Here is a 16025-nt window from a genome sequence, read left to right on the forward strand (position 1 = left end):
CGACAAAACAGAGAAACTGGTCAAGAAATCTATTATTTTTTACCTATATTATGTGCTGCGTCAACTTTTCGTCTATTCTTCAATTTTACTATTAGACCTCATAAAAAAAGAATGGTTAAGATCAAGATAAACCCGATCATGCTGTTACAGGAACTCCTAATAAACTTAATGTAATACATTGATATCTTTTGTTTAATTTAATTTTTCCATTAAATAGCTATAAAGAAAAAAAAGACCCTGTCAGGGCAGCCCTGACAGGGTCTTTTTTCAGAGATTAGGAATGAAGTAAAGGAGGGAGACTCCATTTCCTTGATAACTTATATAGCAATTTTGATGCCAGACTCAGGTTAATTTCTATATATTTATTGTTAAAAATCTGTCAGAAAGCCTCTTAATCTTTTTCATATCTACTTCCACACCGAGCCCTGTACTATCTAAAACCTGGGCCTTTCCCCCGAATTCAAATGATACATCCCTGTCAGTAATATTCTGCGCAAGAAGCTGGTTATCATATGAACCATCATAATAGAGAGCATCATTTGAAAGAAGTGAGAGTGCGCGCCCTGCAGCAGATAAAAGACCTGATTCACCGAGCTGGCAGCCGATCTGAAACTTCATGCCTCTCTTGCGACAGTAATCTATCATATTCAAGGAACGTCTGAACCCTCCGCATTTGGAGAGCCTTATGTTGATCACCTGATAACACCCGGTTCCATTAATGGCAACAAGGTCACCAAGGGTACAGGCAGACTCATCTGCCATCAGTTCAATCCCATGTTTAAGGGCCTTCCGGCTCAGCCTGATGATATCAGGGTCATCAGGGGACATCGGCTGTTCAAGTAACTGAACCTTATACCTTTTTAGGAGTTCAAGGTGAGCTTCACCTGTTTCAAGGCCCCATGCACCATTTATATCAACCTTGAGGTCATAACCCTCACTGTAAACCCTGCTTACTGTTTCACAAAGCCTGTGATTATGCCCATAATCATGGCCCAGTTTCAGCTTTATTTTTGATATACCAAGTGCCTTGATCCTCTCGCATACCTTTTCAACGACCTCCAGATTCCCGAGGGGTATGGCTGCCCCGTAAAAAACAGTATCGGTAAAACAGGCCTTTGAAAAATAATCCATCAGCGGCCTGTTTTCACACCTGGCCAGTGCATCAAGCAGGGCCATTTCAATTGTACATATGGATGCATTCATCTCCTTTCCGCAAGGCATTGCATCTATCAGTGCCCATATCTGCTCCACGCACTCAAGATCAAGAGGAAACTCCTTCCTGTCAACAAGATGACTTATATCCTTTTCAACAGTTTCAGCGGTTTCACCGGTCACATATGACCTCGGAGCGCCCTCTCCTGCCCCCAGTACCCTGTCATTTTCTCCAAGGAGGATCACTGCAATATTATTCACCCAGAGTCTTTTTCTTAATGAATGTGAAAACTCATCTTTAAAAGGCAGTTTTACCTTTGCTATGATAATTTTTCTTATCCGCATCTATAACTGCTTTTCCAATATATTATGGCCATTCTGAGGGTGGCCAGGAAGATCAATTATAAATCTTGTCCCCTCTTTCACCATGCTTTTCACCTCAATAGTGCCGCCATGATCCACTATATTCTGATGAACAATAAACAACCCGAGGCCTGTGCCCCTGTGATCACCGCTCTTATGCTTTGTTGTAAAATATGGGTCAAAGATCTTATCTATCAGGTTTTCAGGGATGCCTTCACCTGTATCCTCAACTATTATACGGACGCCGGTGCCATTGTTGGTTTCAGTGAATCTTTCTGTGGTGATCATTATCATTCCTTGTTGAGGGGTGAACTCCACTGCATTGGAAAGAAGGTTTAATATCACCTGTTTAATCTTCTCACCATCAATCCACACCTTTTTAATTACCGGATCAAAAACCCTTTCAACCCTTATCCTCTTTGCATTACTCTTGGGTGAGACCAGCAGTATCATCTTTTCTATCAGTTCGTGTAGGTTTGTTGATTCAAATCTCGATTCCCTGATGTTTACCAGGTCAAGAAGCTCTGAGATGAGGTTATTTACCCTTTCTGTCTCCTCAAGGGCAATCTTGTGAAAATTTACCCTGTATTCCTCATCATCTATTTTATAGGGCAGCATCTGAATAAAGGTGCCTATGGCAGTCATCGGGTTTTTGATTTCATGGGCAAGCCTTGCAGCCAGATCCCCGAGGAATGCAAGCTTTTCCGCCCTGCTTAAAAGTGCATGTGAACGCTTCAGTTCCAGCATCTGCTCCTTAAGCTGTTTGTAGAGTCTTGCATTTTCTATTGCTATAGCGATCTGGGGCGCAAAAATTTCAAGGGCATCGCGTGTCTCTCCGGGCACGCCATCCACCTCAAGCGAATCGGTTGCAATAACACCTATCACCTTTTCCCCTGTTATAAGAGGTACAACATTAACTGATCTGGATTTACCATAGCTTAAAACAATATTCTCCTTTCGCAAGTTCGATTTTTCAACATCAGGCACATACTCTGATCTGCCTGAATTTAAAACTCTCACAAGCATATTGTTCACACTGTTAAGGGGCACCCTGTATCTTGATATCATTTCAGGGAGTTCACCCTCAAACCCTGTTGCATGAATATACTCCAGAACGCCCCTCTTTTCATTAACAAGGAGTATCAGTGCTCTTTGTATATTGCACACACTGGAAAGGGTATTCATGATCACAGTAAGGAGGTTATCCAGGTTCAGGACAGAAAGGATGGCCTTGCCAGTCTCCTGTATTGCCTGGAGCTGTTTTACCCTGTTATTAAGGTCTGTATTGAGCCGGTTTACCTCTTCAAATTTATGTTCAATAATGAGCTTGTCCCTCTCCATCTCTTTTATGGTATCGTTTAACACTGACCGGGATGAGAAAAATCTTGAGAAAAATATCCTGATGTTATTCTTTGATGACCAGCTTAAATGATATTCACAATAAGGGTTGCCACTGAAATAACACCCCTTTTCTGTTACCGAAATGGGAAAACCTCCCCATATGACAGGCATATAACTGTATGCCCCCTGGTTGTAAAGGCATATATCCTTTGAGACATCCATCCCCTTTGTCCAGTGAAGCCTGACAATAGCGCTGTTACTTTTGATCTCAACCAGTTCAACCTTCTTGTTCCTGTTCCATTTATCATTAATTCTCTGAAGGTTCTTTAGACCCATTTTTATCGTGAAGAAAGCCTTTACAATGATGCGCTGCCCATATCCCAGGTGAAAATTCTCTGCCGCATACCGGGCTATATGAAATGCGGTCATTTCATCTTTAAAATAGAGCCTTGCCCTTTCATACAGCCTTGAGGCAACAGTGCATGAAATCCAGTTGGATCCATCGCAGAGATATGATTCGGGATCAGGTAAAATATCTATCACCGGATCAAGATCTTTTAATAGATAGTCCAGGTCACCCATGTTTTTTTTAACATAGTTTATTATAGCCCTCGAATTTATACAGCTTACCTCTTTATTCATATAAGAACACTCTGCTTACCTTAAAGATTTATAACCCTTCCGCTTCTCTCACCTGACAATTCATTCTTTTTTGCTCTTCTCAGGGTAGAAAGCACCCCCCTGAGCGATTCAAGGTGTTCACTATTTACATTAAGGATATCCCTTTCGCCATCTTTATAACATGGATCAGGTATAACAGGGTCTGTGAGGGATGATGCAGGGAGCCTGAAAAATGGCACCATTTTTAAAAATGCATTCTGTAGTTTTTCTGTATTATTTGAAAGCCTGTATATCCTCTCTGTATATGACATGACCTTTTCAAAATCCAGGTCACGTGATGGTTTTCTTACAACATTCTGGCCAAATACACCATCATCATCAAACAGACAATCAGGCAATGAAAGTGCAAGACCATGTATCTTTGTTTTCGGGTACACATGACACTCACCGATCTTGAATATATGCCCTGCACTACTGCAATAGCTGCTGAGTTTTTCCACAAAATTATAACTCTCTATCAGGTCAGCCTCTGTATCACCCGGATAACCTGCAATCATGAACATCATAAGGGGGATTTCATACTCAGATGCCTTTTTAAAGATAGAAATGGTATTGTCAAGATATCTTTTATAATGGTCATGGCCCTTAATCTTGTTCATCCTGGTAAGCGTGCTGAAGCTTGCTGATTCAAAACCTAGCACAAGGGTGCCGCATACATCATAGATTTCAGGGATTAATTCAGGGTTAAAAATATCACATCTGGTTTCAAAATGGATCTTCATATCAAGTTTTCTTAATAATGGAACAAGGTCACATGATTTAAACAGGGCATCACAGACTACAATCTCCTTTACAGTGCAGCCGCTCTCAAGGTTGGTCAGGTCCTGCTCTACTATTTCATATGGCACAGTAAATCTTTTTGGCCGGATATAATCCTCCATGCAGAAATTACATTTAAAGGGACACCCCCTGCTGAATGAATATGGCAGCACATCATAAGCCCCGGGGTTATCAAGCAGGGAGAGATCAAGTGGTGCCTTTTCTGTAAGATCAAACCTCTCACTGTCACCAGTATGAATTAAACCCCCGTTTTTCTTCCAGACAAGCCCTGCTGTCTTTTTATCTCTGGGCTCTTTACCATCTTCAAGCCTCTCTATGATCTTAAGGGCAGGTATCTCACCCTCCCCCTTTACAATAAGATCAACTGCATCTGTTCTCTTGAAAATCTCCTCATAGTAAATTGTGGGGAAATATCCCCCCAGAAATAAAAATATTCCGGGGGCCTGTTTTTTTATCCTCTCGCATAAGCTTATGGTTTCCTCTGCCTGTGATATCGCTGTGCATGAAATACCTATCCCCAGTGGTTTAAGCATTGATATATCATGCAGCAGTTCATCGTAGAGCTTTTCCTTGCCAGCCTGGTTCAGGGGAAGCCCATAATCCATTGGTAAAGATATGACCTTGATATCGCTCCCTGGCCGTTGTTTTTTAACATACCCTGCAATCTCAAGAAGTGGAAGGGGGTAGGCCGGGACATACATGCCTATGTTTTTGGAGACAGGTTCTATGAATAGTATCAATATGCAGCCCTTTCCTGTTTAATTATGTAACTATTTAAACCTGAGTCTCAAGCAGAGGCAGGAGTACCGGATGAGATAGCTCAGTTTCTGCCCTGTGCCCGAAAACTGTATGGGAACTGCTCAGCTCCGGGTATTTTTTCCATTGATACCATTGTTCCGGATACCTCAAAATAAACTGCTCAAGCATCTTTAAAACCATTTCACCAGATGTCTTTGACTTCATGGATGGGATCATCCTGCACATCTGCTCACGGGAAAAAATATTAAGTGAATATTGATTAAGGCTGTACCTGTGTAACAGGCCAAACACGACCTCAGCGCCTGCCCTCTTAATGAGTATATTAATGGTGCGGTCAACCCCTGTAACATGGCCAAGAAATGTTGTCCTGTTATTTACTGATGGCCGCCATTCATCAAATTCATCACACTGGGTCACAAGAACCCTGTTTTCTCTGAGCTCGTTTATTGCCCTATTTAATACATTACCTCTGGTATCTGCGTCAATCATTCTGATACCATATTTACCAGCCTGCTTAAAAATCTTTTCCCTGAGCCGCGATGTTTTAAATTTGGCAATCATGGATATGTTGATATTGTTAACTGCTAAAAGTGTTGGGACATATTCGATGGCGCCGTAATGGCCTGTGATAAGGATAACCCCTTTTCCCCTATTAAGGCCATTTTTTATAATGGAAATATTTCCCGCAGAAATATTTCGGGTCAGAAATTGTGTGGCCCTTTTTTTATCTTCAAAGGCGATAAACAGCTTTTCATAATAGTGAGCCAAAATACCGGAAATGACCTTTTTAAAGATCTCATCCTTTTCATTTTTACGATTCATAAGAGTAACAACATCTGCAACTGATTGTCTGATTCTCTGTTTTTCACCTCTTCTGAACAGGTAATAAATTCTGCCCAGAAAAAAGATATAGAACCTGGCAAATCCCCATCCCAAAAACAAATACATGTAAATATTAAATCTGGTCTGCAAAAAATTACTCAATCCAAGTCTTTCCATTTCGCTCCCTTTTGATTAAAAGATTATTTAAAAAGGTCTTTATATGAGCTGACTCAACAACCATGCCATGGCCCTGTTTCGGTGGAAGCGGTGCAGAAAACCTTTGATCCGAATTTTTCCATTCTTAAAACACCTTGTTTTTATTGGTTATTTATTTAAATAATCAAAATGCTATAGTTTCTGTTTCAGAAACAGAGGGGTGACAGGGCATTGAAAAAAAGGGAAAAGGCACAAATAATTGTGCACGCATGCACAAATAATTGTGCAAATGGCTGTTTTTCTGATAGAGATACAAGAAAAATTTCTTTCTTGTCTCAGTTTAAGATTTTTTCCATGAACAATTGTTATCATTAATTGAATGATTTGTATTTTTGGCCTTATACTGGGGCCACAACCTACATATTTGAAAGGGAAAAATACGATGGATAAAAAGGCTACGATCCTTGTTGTAGATGATGAACAGGGTGTCTTGCAGTCATTTAAAATGGTTCTGGGTTCAGGCTACAATATCTTTCTTGCTGAATCAGGAGAACAGGCATTGCAGCTTTTTTCTGAGACATCCATTGACCTGATACTGCTCGATATCCTGCTGCCTGATTCAAACGGCATAGAGCTATTAAAAAAATTCAAGGGTATAGACCCTGATGTAGAGGTCATCATGGTAAGCGCTGTGAAGGATGTAAAGCCCGCAGTTGAGGCCATGAAATTCGGGGCATATGATTATATAGTGAAACCGTTTGTTGTTGAGGAGATCATCAACGTTGTAAGCAGGGCAATAGAAAAACACCGCCTGCTCCGAAAGGTTAGCTATCTCAAGGACGAGCTTGAAAGATTCCAACCCTTTGAAAAGATAGTGGGGCAGGACCCGAAGATGATTGAAATTTTTGAACTTATTTCCACCATAAGTAACAGTGATGGCGCAGTGCTGATACAGGGTGAAAGCGGCACAGGAAAAGAGCTGGTGGCAAGGGCAATACACAGGCTTGGCAACAGGAAGGATGAGCCCTTTGTTGTGGTTAACTGTGCAGCTATCCCTGAAACCCTTATGGAGAGTGAGATATTCGGCCATATCAAAGGGGCATTTACAGGGGCATCCGCAGTGAAGGTCGGGAAGCTTGAACTGGCAGATAAGGGGATTGTATTTCTGGATGATGTGGACACCCTTGATATTGCCATGCAGGCAAAGCTCCTGAGGGTGATACAGGAAAAGGAGATAGAACGGCTTGGCAGCACAAAACTGATCAAGATCGATGTGAGGTTTATTGCCGCATCCAATAAAAATTTAAAAAGGCTCATACAGACAGGCCATTTCCGTGAAGACCTTTTCTACCGGCTTAACGTATTTCCTGTTGAGATACCACCTCTAAGAGAGAGGCGCGGGGATATCCCTCTACTGCTCAACCATTTTCTAGAACTATATTCAAAATCCAATGGAAAACCTGTAAAAAAATTCTCAGGCAGCGCTGAAAAGATACTTGTTGATCATTATGAATGGCCTGGAAATGTAAGGGAACTCCAGAATCTTGTAGAACGCCTGACAACCATTACAAAGGGTAATGTGATATTCCCAAAAAACATTTCAGATTTCAGCCTCAACAAGATGGAAATAAAGGATATACCTCTTAAGGATGCGGTAGACATATTTGAAAAGGATTATATCAACGATGTGCTTAAGAGGGTTCAGGGGAGCAGAAAGGATGCAGCGCGAATCTTAGGGATACACAGGAACACGCTTATCAAGAAAATGAATGGGCAGGAGTAGAATGTAATCAGACTATGGATACAAGAGCTCTAACTGGCATAACAATGGGCGACCCCTCTGGTGTGGGGCCGGAGATAATCACAAAGGTATTATGTGAGGATGATATATTCAGGGTATGCAGGCCGATTATCATTGGCGACCCAGGAGTGCTTGCATATTATGCTGATAAATCTGTCATGATAAAAGAAATTGTATCGCCTGAAGAGGCCGTTGGTCAAAAAGGTAAGCTTGAGGTTATAAGGGTATCCTCACTTGAAAAGGCCGATTTTGTACCCGGCAAACCCACGGCAACAGGGGGCAAGGCAATGGTGGATTATATCCTTTCCGCGGTTGACATGACCATGAAAAGCAAGTTGTCAGCAATGGTAACCTGCCCGATAAACAAGGCGCTAATGAACAGGGCCGGTTTTAACTTTGAAGGCCACACAGAACTGCTTGCGCATCTCACAAATACAGATGATTATGTCATGATGCTTGCAGGGGATAAACTCAGGGTTACACTGGTAACAATTCACTGCGCATTAAGGGATGTCCCTGATAAAATCTCCATTGAAAATATTGTTAAAACAATATCCATAACAGCCCTTTCCCTTAAAAGGGATTTTGGTATCAGCTCCCCATGCATTGCAGTTGCGGCCCTTAACCCGCATGCCGGTGAAGAGGGTATGTTTGGAACTGAGGAGATAACAAGCATCCGCCCTGCAATACAAAAGGCCATTAACATGGGGATTGATGTGACAGGCCCACTCCCCGCTGATACGCTGTACCCCAAGGCGGTTACAGGTCAGTATGATGCCGTGGTAAACATGTATCATGATCAGGGGCTTATCCCGCTCAAACTCATCCATTTTTCAGACGGGGTTAATGTCACACTGGGCCTTCCCATCATAAGGACATCTGTGGATCACGGCACGGCCTATGACATTGCAGGGAAAGGCATTGCTGACCATATGAGCCTTAAGGCGGCTATACTCATGGCTGCGCGCATGGCGCATAACAGAAAGAGGTATAAAGGTAAGTAATAGATGACAGCAGGTGTTATCAGGATAAGGGGCGCAAGGGTACATAATCTTAAGAACATAAACCTTGATATCCCCAGGGACAAGATGGTGGTGGTCACCGGCCTCTCAGGGTCAGGGAAATCATCCCTTGCCTTTGACACCATATATGCTGAGGGACAGAGGCGCTATGTAGAATCCCTTTCCGCATATGCAAGGCAGTTTCTTGAGCAGATGGACAAGCCTGATGTGGATTATATAGAGGGCCTGTCACCTGCCATATCCATAGAACAGATGGCATCAGTAAGAAACCCCCGTTCAACAGTGGCCACGGTCACAGAAATTTATGATTATCTCAGGCTGCTCTACGCAAGGATTGGCCATCCCCACTGCCCTGTCTGCGGCATAGAGATATCCTCACAGACAACGCAGGCCATTGTGGACAGGATTATTGCACTTGAACCAAATACAAGGATCCAGATCATGGCACCCCTTGCAGAGGGTCGAAAGGGTGAATTTACAAAGCTTTTTAACAACCTTAGGAAGGATGGGTTCACACGCATAAAGATAGATAATGAGATAAGGCTGCTTGAGGAGGAGTTAAACCCTGATAAAAACAGGAAGCACGATATAAGCGTTGTTATTGACAGGCTCGTCATTACAAAGGAAATAAAAAACAGGCTTACCGACTCGATGGAGCTCGCCCTTAAGATGGCTAATGGCCAGGCCATTATTGATGTTATCGGGTCTGAAGAGATATTTTTCAGCACCAGTGCGGCATGCAGAAAGTGCGGTATAAGCATCCCGGAGCTTACACCACAGATGTTTTCATTTAATAACCCCCACGGGGCCTGCACTGAATGCAGTGGTCTGGGCAAGAAGAGGTATCTTGACCCCGACCTTATTGTGCCTGACCCATCCCTTTCATTGAGAGAAGGTGCCATTTCACCATGGTCAAAAAGAAACTCCCTCTATTTTCAGCAGATGCTTGAATCCATCTGTAAATATTATGAGATCGACATATACCAGTCTTATGGAAGCCTCCATAAAAAGATACAGGAAATCCTGATGCACGGATCAGGCGCTGAAGAGATAAGCTTCTGTTTTGAAAAGGAGGGGAAGCGCTATGAATATAACCGCCCGTTTGAAGGGGTGCTGCCCTCACTTGAAAGGAGATACAGGGAGACAGATTCCATACAGGCAAGGGAAGAGATAGAGAGATTCATGAGCGTAATGGACTGCCCTGCTTGCAGGGGTTCAAGGATAAATGAAATAAGCAGGGCAGTAAGGATAGGAGGATATTCAATAAATGAACTCACTGCCTTTTCCATCAAGAATGCCTATGAATTTTTTAACAGTCTTTCATTAACTGCAAGGGAAGAGAATATAGCAAGAAGGATAATAAAGGAGCTGAAAGAAAGGATCACCTTTCTTAACAACGTGGGTCTTTCATATCTGACTCTGGACAGGTCATCCGCGACTCTATCAGGCGGGGAAAATCAGCGTATAAGGCTTGCAACACAGATAAGTTCAGGCTTAGCCGGTGTGCTCTATGTGCTGGATGAACCGAGTATCGGGCTTCATCAAAAGGATAACCGTCTTCTGCTTGATAATCTCATGAGGCTAAAGGAGCTTGGTAACAGCGTCATTATTGTTGAGCATGACTCTGAAACCATAGAATCTGCCGACTGGGTGATAGACATGGGGCCGGGCGCAGGTATTAACGGCGGTGAGGTGGTATTCAGCGGGACGCCTGCTGAACTTTTAAAATCGGAGGTCTCCATTACAGGTAAATACCTTTCCGGCAGGCTTAAGATACCTGTGCCTGATAAGAGAAAAAAGGGCAGTGGTAAAAAACTTATTATCCGCGGCGCACAAGAGAACAATCTTAAAAACATAGATGTTGAATTTCCCCTTGAGCAATTCATATGCGTTACAGGTGTGTCAGGTTCAGGCAAGAGCACACTTATTAACGAGACCCTCTACCCTGCCATAGCCCAGAGACTCTACAGGTCCAAAAAGCAAGTCGGGAAGGTGAGAGAGATAAAGGGGATAGAACACATAGACAAGGTAATAAGCATAGACCAGACCCCCATAGGCAAGACACCGAGGTCAAACCCTGCCACCTATACAGGCATATTCGCATATATCAGGGACCTCTTTGCCATGTTACCTGAATCAAAGATAAGGGGTTACAACCCCGGCAGGTTCAGTTTCAATGTAAAGGGCGGCAGGTGCGAGGCATGCAATGGTGACGGGCTTATAAAGATAGAGATGCATTTTCTGCCCGATGTGCATGTACTGTGCGAGACCTGCAAGGGGAGCAGATTTAACAGGGACACACTGGAGATAAAGTACAGGGGCATGAACATCGCTGAGGTGCTTGATATGACCATAAACCAGGGGTTTAAATTCTTTGAAAATATCCCCAATATCAAAAATAAGCTTAAGACACTTGTTGATGTGGGTTTAGGTTATGTGAAGCTTGGGCAGTCTGCTACCACACTATCAGGCGGCGAGGCACAGAGGATAAAACTCGCAAGGGAACTATCTAAAAGGGACACAGGAAAGACACTCTACCTGCTTGATGAACCGACGACCGGGCTCCATTTTGAGGACATAAAAAAACTCGTTGAGGTATTAAGATACCTTGTATCACTAAACAATACCGTTATAGTTATTGAACACAACCTTGATGTGATCAAGACAGCAGATTATATAATAGACCTTGGCCCTGAAGGGGGTGATGCAGGTGGCAATGTTATAGCGGCTGGTACACCGGAGGAGATTATTAATGTGGAGAATTCATATACAGCATCCTACCTTAAGAAGTTGCTTTAAGTCTATCAGCTATCCAGATTTTAATTAAGGATTGTCGCGGCACTCCAAGTCTTTTAGCTTCTCTGTCAAGATCTTGAATCATCCAGACAGGAAAATCCACATTAACTCTCTTCTGTTCCTGTCCAGGCCTCCTGGCATTATCCATTTCAAGGAATTCAGTGATATCTTCACCTGAATCAAATTTTTCATCTAAATCTTTAGCTTTCATAAATCTCTACCTCTTCTTTCCGAGACTGTTTTTGTCGGGATTTCTATGCGATCTGTATCTTCCCATAAAGCCTGGGCCTCAACAAAGTTTATCCCATGTTTTTTCTTATTTAACTGACCCTTGTTCTTGTCAAATTCAAATTCTATCATAGTATAAATGGTATACCTTTATTATACCTTATGTCAATTTCAATTATAATCCATTTCCAGCTCATGGCAAATAATTACATATTTAGAGTAAGATGAGTCAAGGTTCAAAGTTGAAAGCAGCTTAAATTTTTCACCAGTTTGAATTGCTCAATAAATTGAATATGCGACTCTTTAAGTGTAAACTTGGGTTGTATCATTGGCGCCTCCAATTGACACGACCCATCCAAATAATCTTAAAAAAATGAAGAACATAGGTTGAAAATATGAACTGATACGATTAGAAAAGAACACTGTTTTTTATTTCAGGCTGTCATATCTGGCCGGGGCACACACGGAGAAAAATAATGATCACATTAAAAGACAAGCTCTCACACCTTACCTATATTGAGGTGTGTAAATTACTCGGTGATGAAGGTAAAAACCTTATACGCCAGGGAGGGAGTTTTGAAATAAATATAGATGACCAGGTAGTTCTGAATAATGATATGTTCAAACTCGACCTGATCGAGGCCAATGTGAAAATAGGCATGAAACCAGCAAAAAATATGGAGCTTAACTTCAAATGTAGTAAATGCAGCCAGGTGTGCGAGCATGTTGGCGCTGCTTTTAATTTCCTTGGGGCAATGTTTACTCAGGATGAGGAATCGGAAAAGGTCAAACAATTAACAGAAGGTTTTAAAACCCGGCTTTCAGAATGTCTTGAAAGGGATGAAAATGGCAAGATCACATTAAAGGTCACACTGCCGGATGAATCGGTTCTGGATAACCTCGCAAAATCCCTTGCCAGGATGATGAATATTGAGCGTTAATAAAATTTGTTCACTGTAGGGGCACTACGCATTGTGCCCGAAAGTTTATGGGTGGTAGAAATAAAAAGGGCACGCTGCAGCGTGCCCCTACATTAGAATGCCCATGAGGGCACTATTTTACCTTTATCTCTTCCCAGATCTTATTATAGAGCTCAAGATTTTCACCAAGATCAAGTTTCAGTTCGCAGTTTTTCAGGTCATCCTCTGTATATACAGGCTTTCCTGTCCTGATGCTTCTTGCTGGCACATTGATAGATGGAAAACCAAAATAATCTACAAACTTTGCATGTGCCTCAGGTTCATGTATGTAGTTTATAAACTTGTGGGCCAGATCCTTGTTTTTTGAATCCTTAAGAATAACCATGGAATCTATATACAAAGGCCCTCCTGCCTCAGGAATAAAAAAGTCAACATCAGCCTTTGCGCTCTCTTCCATCTCCAGCAATATAGATTCCTGATATCCCTGTACTACCCAGAACTCACCGGAAGCAAAACCTTTGCCAAATGACTCAGCATCAAACTTGAGTATATTTTCACGCCACTTAAGTATAAGATCCTTTGCCGTTTCAAGCTCAGCAGGGTTAATGGTGTTTACAGAATAGCCGTTCGCCTTGAGTGCAAAGCCCATGACCTCACGCATATCATCAAGGAGCGTCATCCTGCCCTTGAGTTCAGGTTTAAGGTAAACGCTCATATCCCTATTGTAATCTTTTACAAATTTCTTGTTTACCGCTACACCTGACGCACCCTTGAAATAGGGCACGGAATATTCACATCCTTTATCATATTCAATACTGTTCAACAGTTCAGGATCTATATTATTAAAATTCGGTATCTGGCTTTTATCTATCTTTTCAACCATACCCTCTTTTATCATGATTGAGACATAATCTGCTGAAGGGAATGTGATATCATACCCTGAACCGCCTGCCTTGAGCTTTGCAAACATCTCTTCATTTGAGGCAAATTCATCATAGATAACCTTTACATTATATTTCTCTTCAAAACCCTTTATCACCTCTTCAGGGGTGTAATAGGTCCAGTTGTAGATATAGAGTTTTTCCCTGCTGTCACCGCAACTGAACAAACACATGGCAGCTATCATACAGATAAGAATCAAACATAATTTTTTCATAATCTCTTCTCCTTTTCTTAGTTAAACATATGCCTGAACATTTTTTTTGACATAAACGCCATTATAAGACTGCCCACGATCAGAACAACAGAAAGCGCATTGATCGCAGGCGACAACCCGAATCGCAGCATGGAATATATATGAAGCGGCAGGGTTGATGCGCCCGGCCCTGTTACAAAAAAGGTGATAACAAAATCGTCAACCGAAAGGGTAATTGCTACAAGAAAGCCTGAAATTATACCTGGCATACACATGGGTATAATCACCTTTAAAAGGGTATCCATCTCTGTGGCGCCAAGGTCATGGGCGGCCTCTATTATGGAATAGTCAAATTCCGAAAGCCTCGCTATAACAATAAGGAGCACATAGGGGATATTAAAGGTTATATGTGCAATAATAATGGTTGAAAGCCCCAAAGGCATATTCATGCCTGCAAAAAACATGAGCATTGATACGCCAATGATTATCTCCGGCAGGATAATTGGCAGGTATGACACCACCTCAAGGTATCTTTTCATTTTAAAATTATACCAGTATATGCCTATTGCCCCAAGGGTACCTATCATGGTTGATACCAGCGCGGAGGTTACCGCTATAAGTATGGTATTGTAAAAAGAGCCCCAGAGCTTTGCAGAGTCAAAAAACAGAACCTTGTACCACTTGAATGAAAACCCGGTAAAATTCATTGACCTGCCTTCATTAAATGAAAATACTATCAGCACCAGAAGCGGGGCATAAAAGAAGAGCATGGTGAACCAGAAAAAGGCGCCGGATATCCTGTGTTTAATGTGTGACCGGACAGATACATCCTTCATATCAGATATTTCCTCCGATCTTCCGCTCTTTGGATGAGGTTATTCGATTAAAAAGCAGTACCATCACAACAGAGATTGTGGTGAGTATCATTGAGATGGCTGCTGCAGATGGCCAGTTTCGGGCAGTTTTCAGCTTTTCATTAATAATATTCCCCAGCATCCGCACATCAGTGCCGCCAACAATATCAGGTATGGCGAAATTACCAAAGGCAGGGATAAAGGTAAATAGAACAGCCGTTGATATCCCCGGTATAATAAGCGGTATAAGTATCTTGTACATGGACTGCCATTTGTTTGCACCGAGATCCCTTGCTGCCTCAAGCAGAGAAAAATCAAATTTTTCTATTACCGCATAGAGCGGCAAAATAGCAAATGGAAGTGACGTATAGATCATAATCAGTATGATAGCCCACCTGTTATATAAGAGTTGGACAGGGGAGCTGAAAATGCCTATGCTGATAAGAAAATTATTTACCAGACCATTATTGCCCAGAACCGCTATCCAGGCAAATATGCGTATAAGAAAATTTGTCCAGAAGGGTATAATAACCAGGAAAAGCAGTTTTTCCTTATAGGGCGACCTTGCTATATGATAGGCAGTAGGGAGGGCAAGCAATACTGTAAACACTGTTGTTGCGACACTGATAAATATGGTATTCAAAGTAACCTTGCGCATGGTATCAGAAAAGAGCGCCTTATAGGCATCAATAGAGAAGGAAGGCTCAAATCCGCCGTACAGCCCCTTGTCAAGAAAACTGCCTACCAGGATGATGGAAAATGGTATTACAAAAAATACCGTCAGCCACACCATAATAGGAAATGTATAACGCTGTCCGTAATTTTTGATCATTTATCGCCATTCACCTCAACAATAAAGCTGTCATCCGCATGCCACCAGATAAAGACATTGTCTTCCCACTGTATGGGTTCCTCATCGGTAAAATACTTGGCATGCTGTTTGAATGTCCTGAATATGCGCCCATACTCGGTCTTTATGATAAACCTGGTATGGGAACCGGTATAGACCATCTGGTCAACCTTACCGGATATACAGTTCCATTTTGAAGAATCAAGCGATTGCGCCTTTTTGGAAATGTGTATCTTTTCCGGCCTGAGTGTTACCTTTATATGGTCTCCGATCTTAAGCTCCTTATCCAGATCAACTGTGATTTTCCCTATGTCAGAGGTCTGCATAACTGCCCTTTTTTCAGTAATCTCGATAATCTCCCCTTC

At 42.1% G+C, this 16025-nt stretch carries 14 protein-coding genes; 4 read left to right on the forward strand and 10 right to left on the reverse strand.

What is annotated here, in order from left to right; genetic code table 11:
- Positions 1-354: 354 nt before the first annotated feature.
- Genes GX654_10380 through GX654_10395 form a run of 4 tightly spaced genes read right to left on the reverse strand, consistent with a single transcriptional unit; the run spans position 355 to position 6075 of the window.
- On the reverse strand, positions 355-1497 hold the full coding sequence (locus GX654_10380; GenBank protein NLD37262.1) for a hypothetical protein: 1143 nt from the start codon (positions 1495-1497) through the stop codon (positions 355-357).
- A complete protein-coding gene (locus tag GX654_10385) occupies positions 1498-3498 on the reverse strand; it encodes a GAF domain-containing protein (GenBank protein ID NLD37263.1) in 2001 nt (666 codons plus the stop codon).
- A gap of 20 nt (positions 3499-3518) precedes the next feature.
- On the reverse strand, positions 3519-5057 hold the full coding sequence (locus tag GX654_10390; GenBank protein NLD37264.1) for a B12-binding domain-containing radical SAM protein: 1539 nt from the start codon (positions 5055-5057) through the stop codon (positions 3519-3521).
- A 34-nt stretch (positions 5058-5091) separates the two neighbouring features.
- Positions 5092-6075 carry a lysophospholipid acyltransferase family protein gene (locus tag GX654_10395; protein ID NLD37265.1) on the reverse strand — a complete coding sequence of 328 codons (984 nt, stop codon included), beginning with the start codon at positions 6073-6075 and terminating at the stop codon, positions 5092-5094.
- Positions 6076-6496: 421 nt separating this feature from the next.
- On the opposite strand from GX654_10395, the gene GX654_10400 reads away from it, so the two are divergent.
- From GX654_10400 to uvrA, 3 genes are read left to right on the forward strand one after another with little or no spacing between them, the layout of a single operon-like run.
- A complete protein-coding gene (locus GX654_10400; GenBank protein ID NLD37266.1) occupies positions 6497-7837 on the forward strand; it encodes a sigma-54-dependent Fis family transcriptional regulator in 1341 nt (446 codons plus the stop codon).
- A 14-nt stretch (positions 7838-7851) separates the two neighbouring features.
- Positions 7852-8859 (forward strand): 4-hydroxythreonine-4-phosphate dehydrogenase PdxA, encoded by a 1008-nt coding sequence (gene pdxA / locus GX654_10405; protein NLD37267.1) that lies wholly within the window; start codon positions 7852-7854, stop codon positions 8857-8859.
- Between the two features lie 3 nt (positions 8860-8862).
- Positions 8863-11676 (forward strand): excinuclease ABC subunit UvrA, encoded by a 2814-nt coding sequence (uvrA, locus tag GX654_10410; protein NLD37268.1) that lies wholly within the window; start codon positions 8863-8865, stop codon positions 11674-11676.
- On the opposite strand, the gene GX654_10415 is transcribed toward uvrA, so the two are convergent.
- Complete coding sequence (locus GX654_10415; GenBank protein NLD37269.1) at positions 11660-11884, reverse strand: CopG family transcriptional regulator; 225 nt, start codon at positions 11882-11884, stop codon at positions 11660-11662. The two genes, uvrA and GX654_10415, sit on opposite strands and share 17 nt — an antisense overlap.
- Complete coding sequence (locus GX654_10420; protein NLD37270.1) at positions 11881-12033, reverse strand: hypothetical protein; 153 nt, start codon at positions 12031-12033, stop codon at positions 11881-11883. The genes GX654_10415 and GX654_10420 overlap by 4 nt, the downstream gene beginning before the upstream one ends.
- Positions 12034-12377: 344 nt before the next feature.
- Here GX654_10420 and GX654_10425 point away from each other — a divergent pair, with 344 nt between their 5' ends.
- Positions 12378-12842 carry a hypothetical protein gene (locus GX654_10425; GenBank protein ID NLD37271.1) on the forward strand — a complete coding sequence of 155 codons (465 nt, stop codon included), beginning with the start codon at positions 12378-12380 and terminating at the stop codon, positions 12840-12842.
- A 112-nt stretch (positions 12843-12954) separates the two neighbouring features.
- Here GX654_10425 and GX654_10430 read toward each other — a convergent pair whose 3' ends face one another.
- From GX654_10430 to GX654_10445, 4 genes are all read right to left on the reverse strand, one after another.
- Complete coding sequence (locus GX654_10430; protein ID NLD37272.1) at positions 12955-13977, reverse strand: extracellular solute-binding protein; 1023 nt, start codon at positions 13975-13977, stop codon at positions 12955-12957.
- 17 nt (positions 13978-13994) lie between these two features.
- Positions 13995-14792, reverse strand: a complete 798-nt coding sequence (locus GX654_10435) for an ABC transporter permease (GenBank protein NLD37273.1) — start codon at positions 14790-14792, stop codon at positions 13995-13997.
- A gap of 1 nt (position 14793) precedes the next feature.
- On the reverse strand, positions 14794-15642 hold the full coding sequence (locus tag GX654_10440) for an ABC transporter permease (GenBank protein ID NLD37274.1): 849 nt from the start codon (positions 15640-15642) through the stop codon (positions 14794-14796).
- Positions 15639-16025 (reverse strand): TOBE domain-containing protein (locus GX654_10445; protein ID NLD37275.1); only part of this gene is annotated, 387 nt, incomplete at its 5' end. The genes GX654_10445 and GX654_10440, both read right to left, overlap by 4 nt.

The organism is Desulfatiglans sp. (assembly GCA_012513605.1).
Classification (GTDB): Bacteria; Desulfobacterota; DSM-4660; order Desulfatiglandales; family HGW-15; genus JAAZBV01.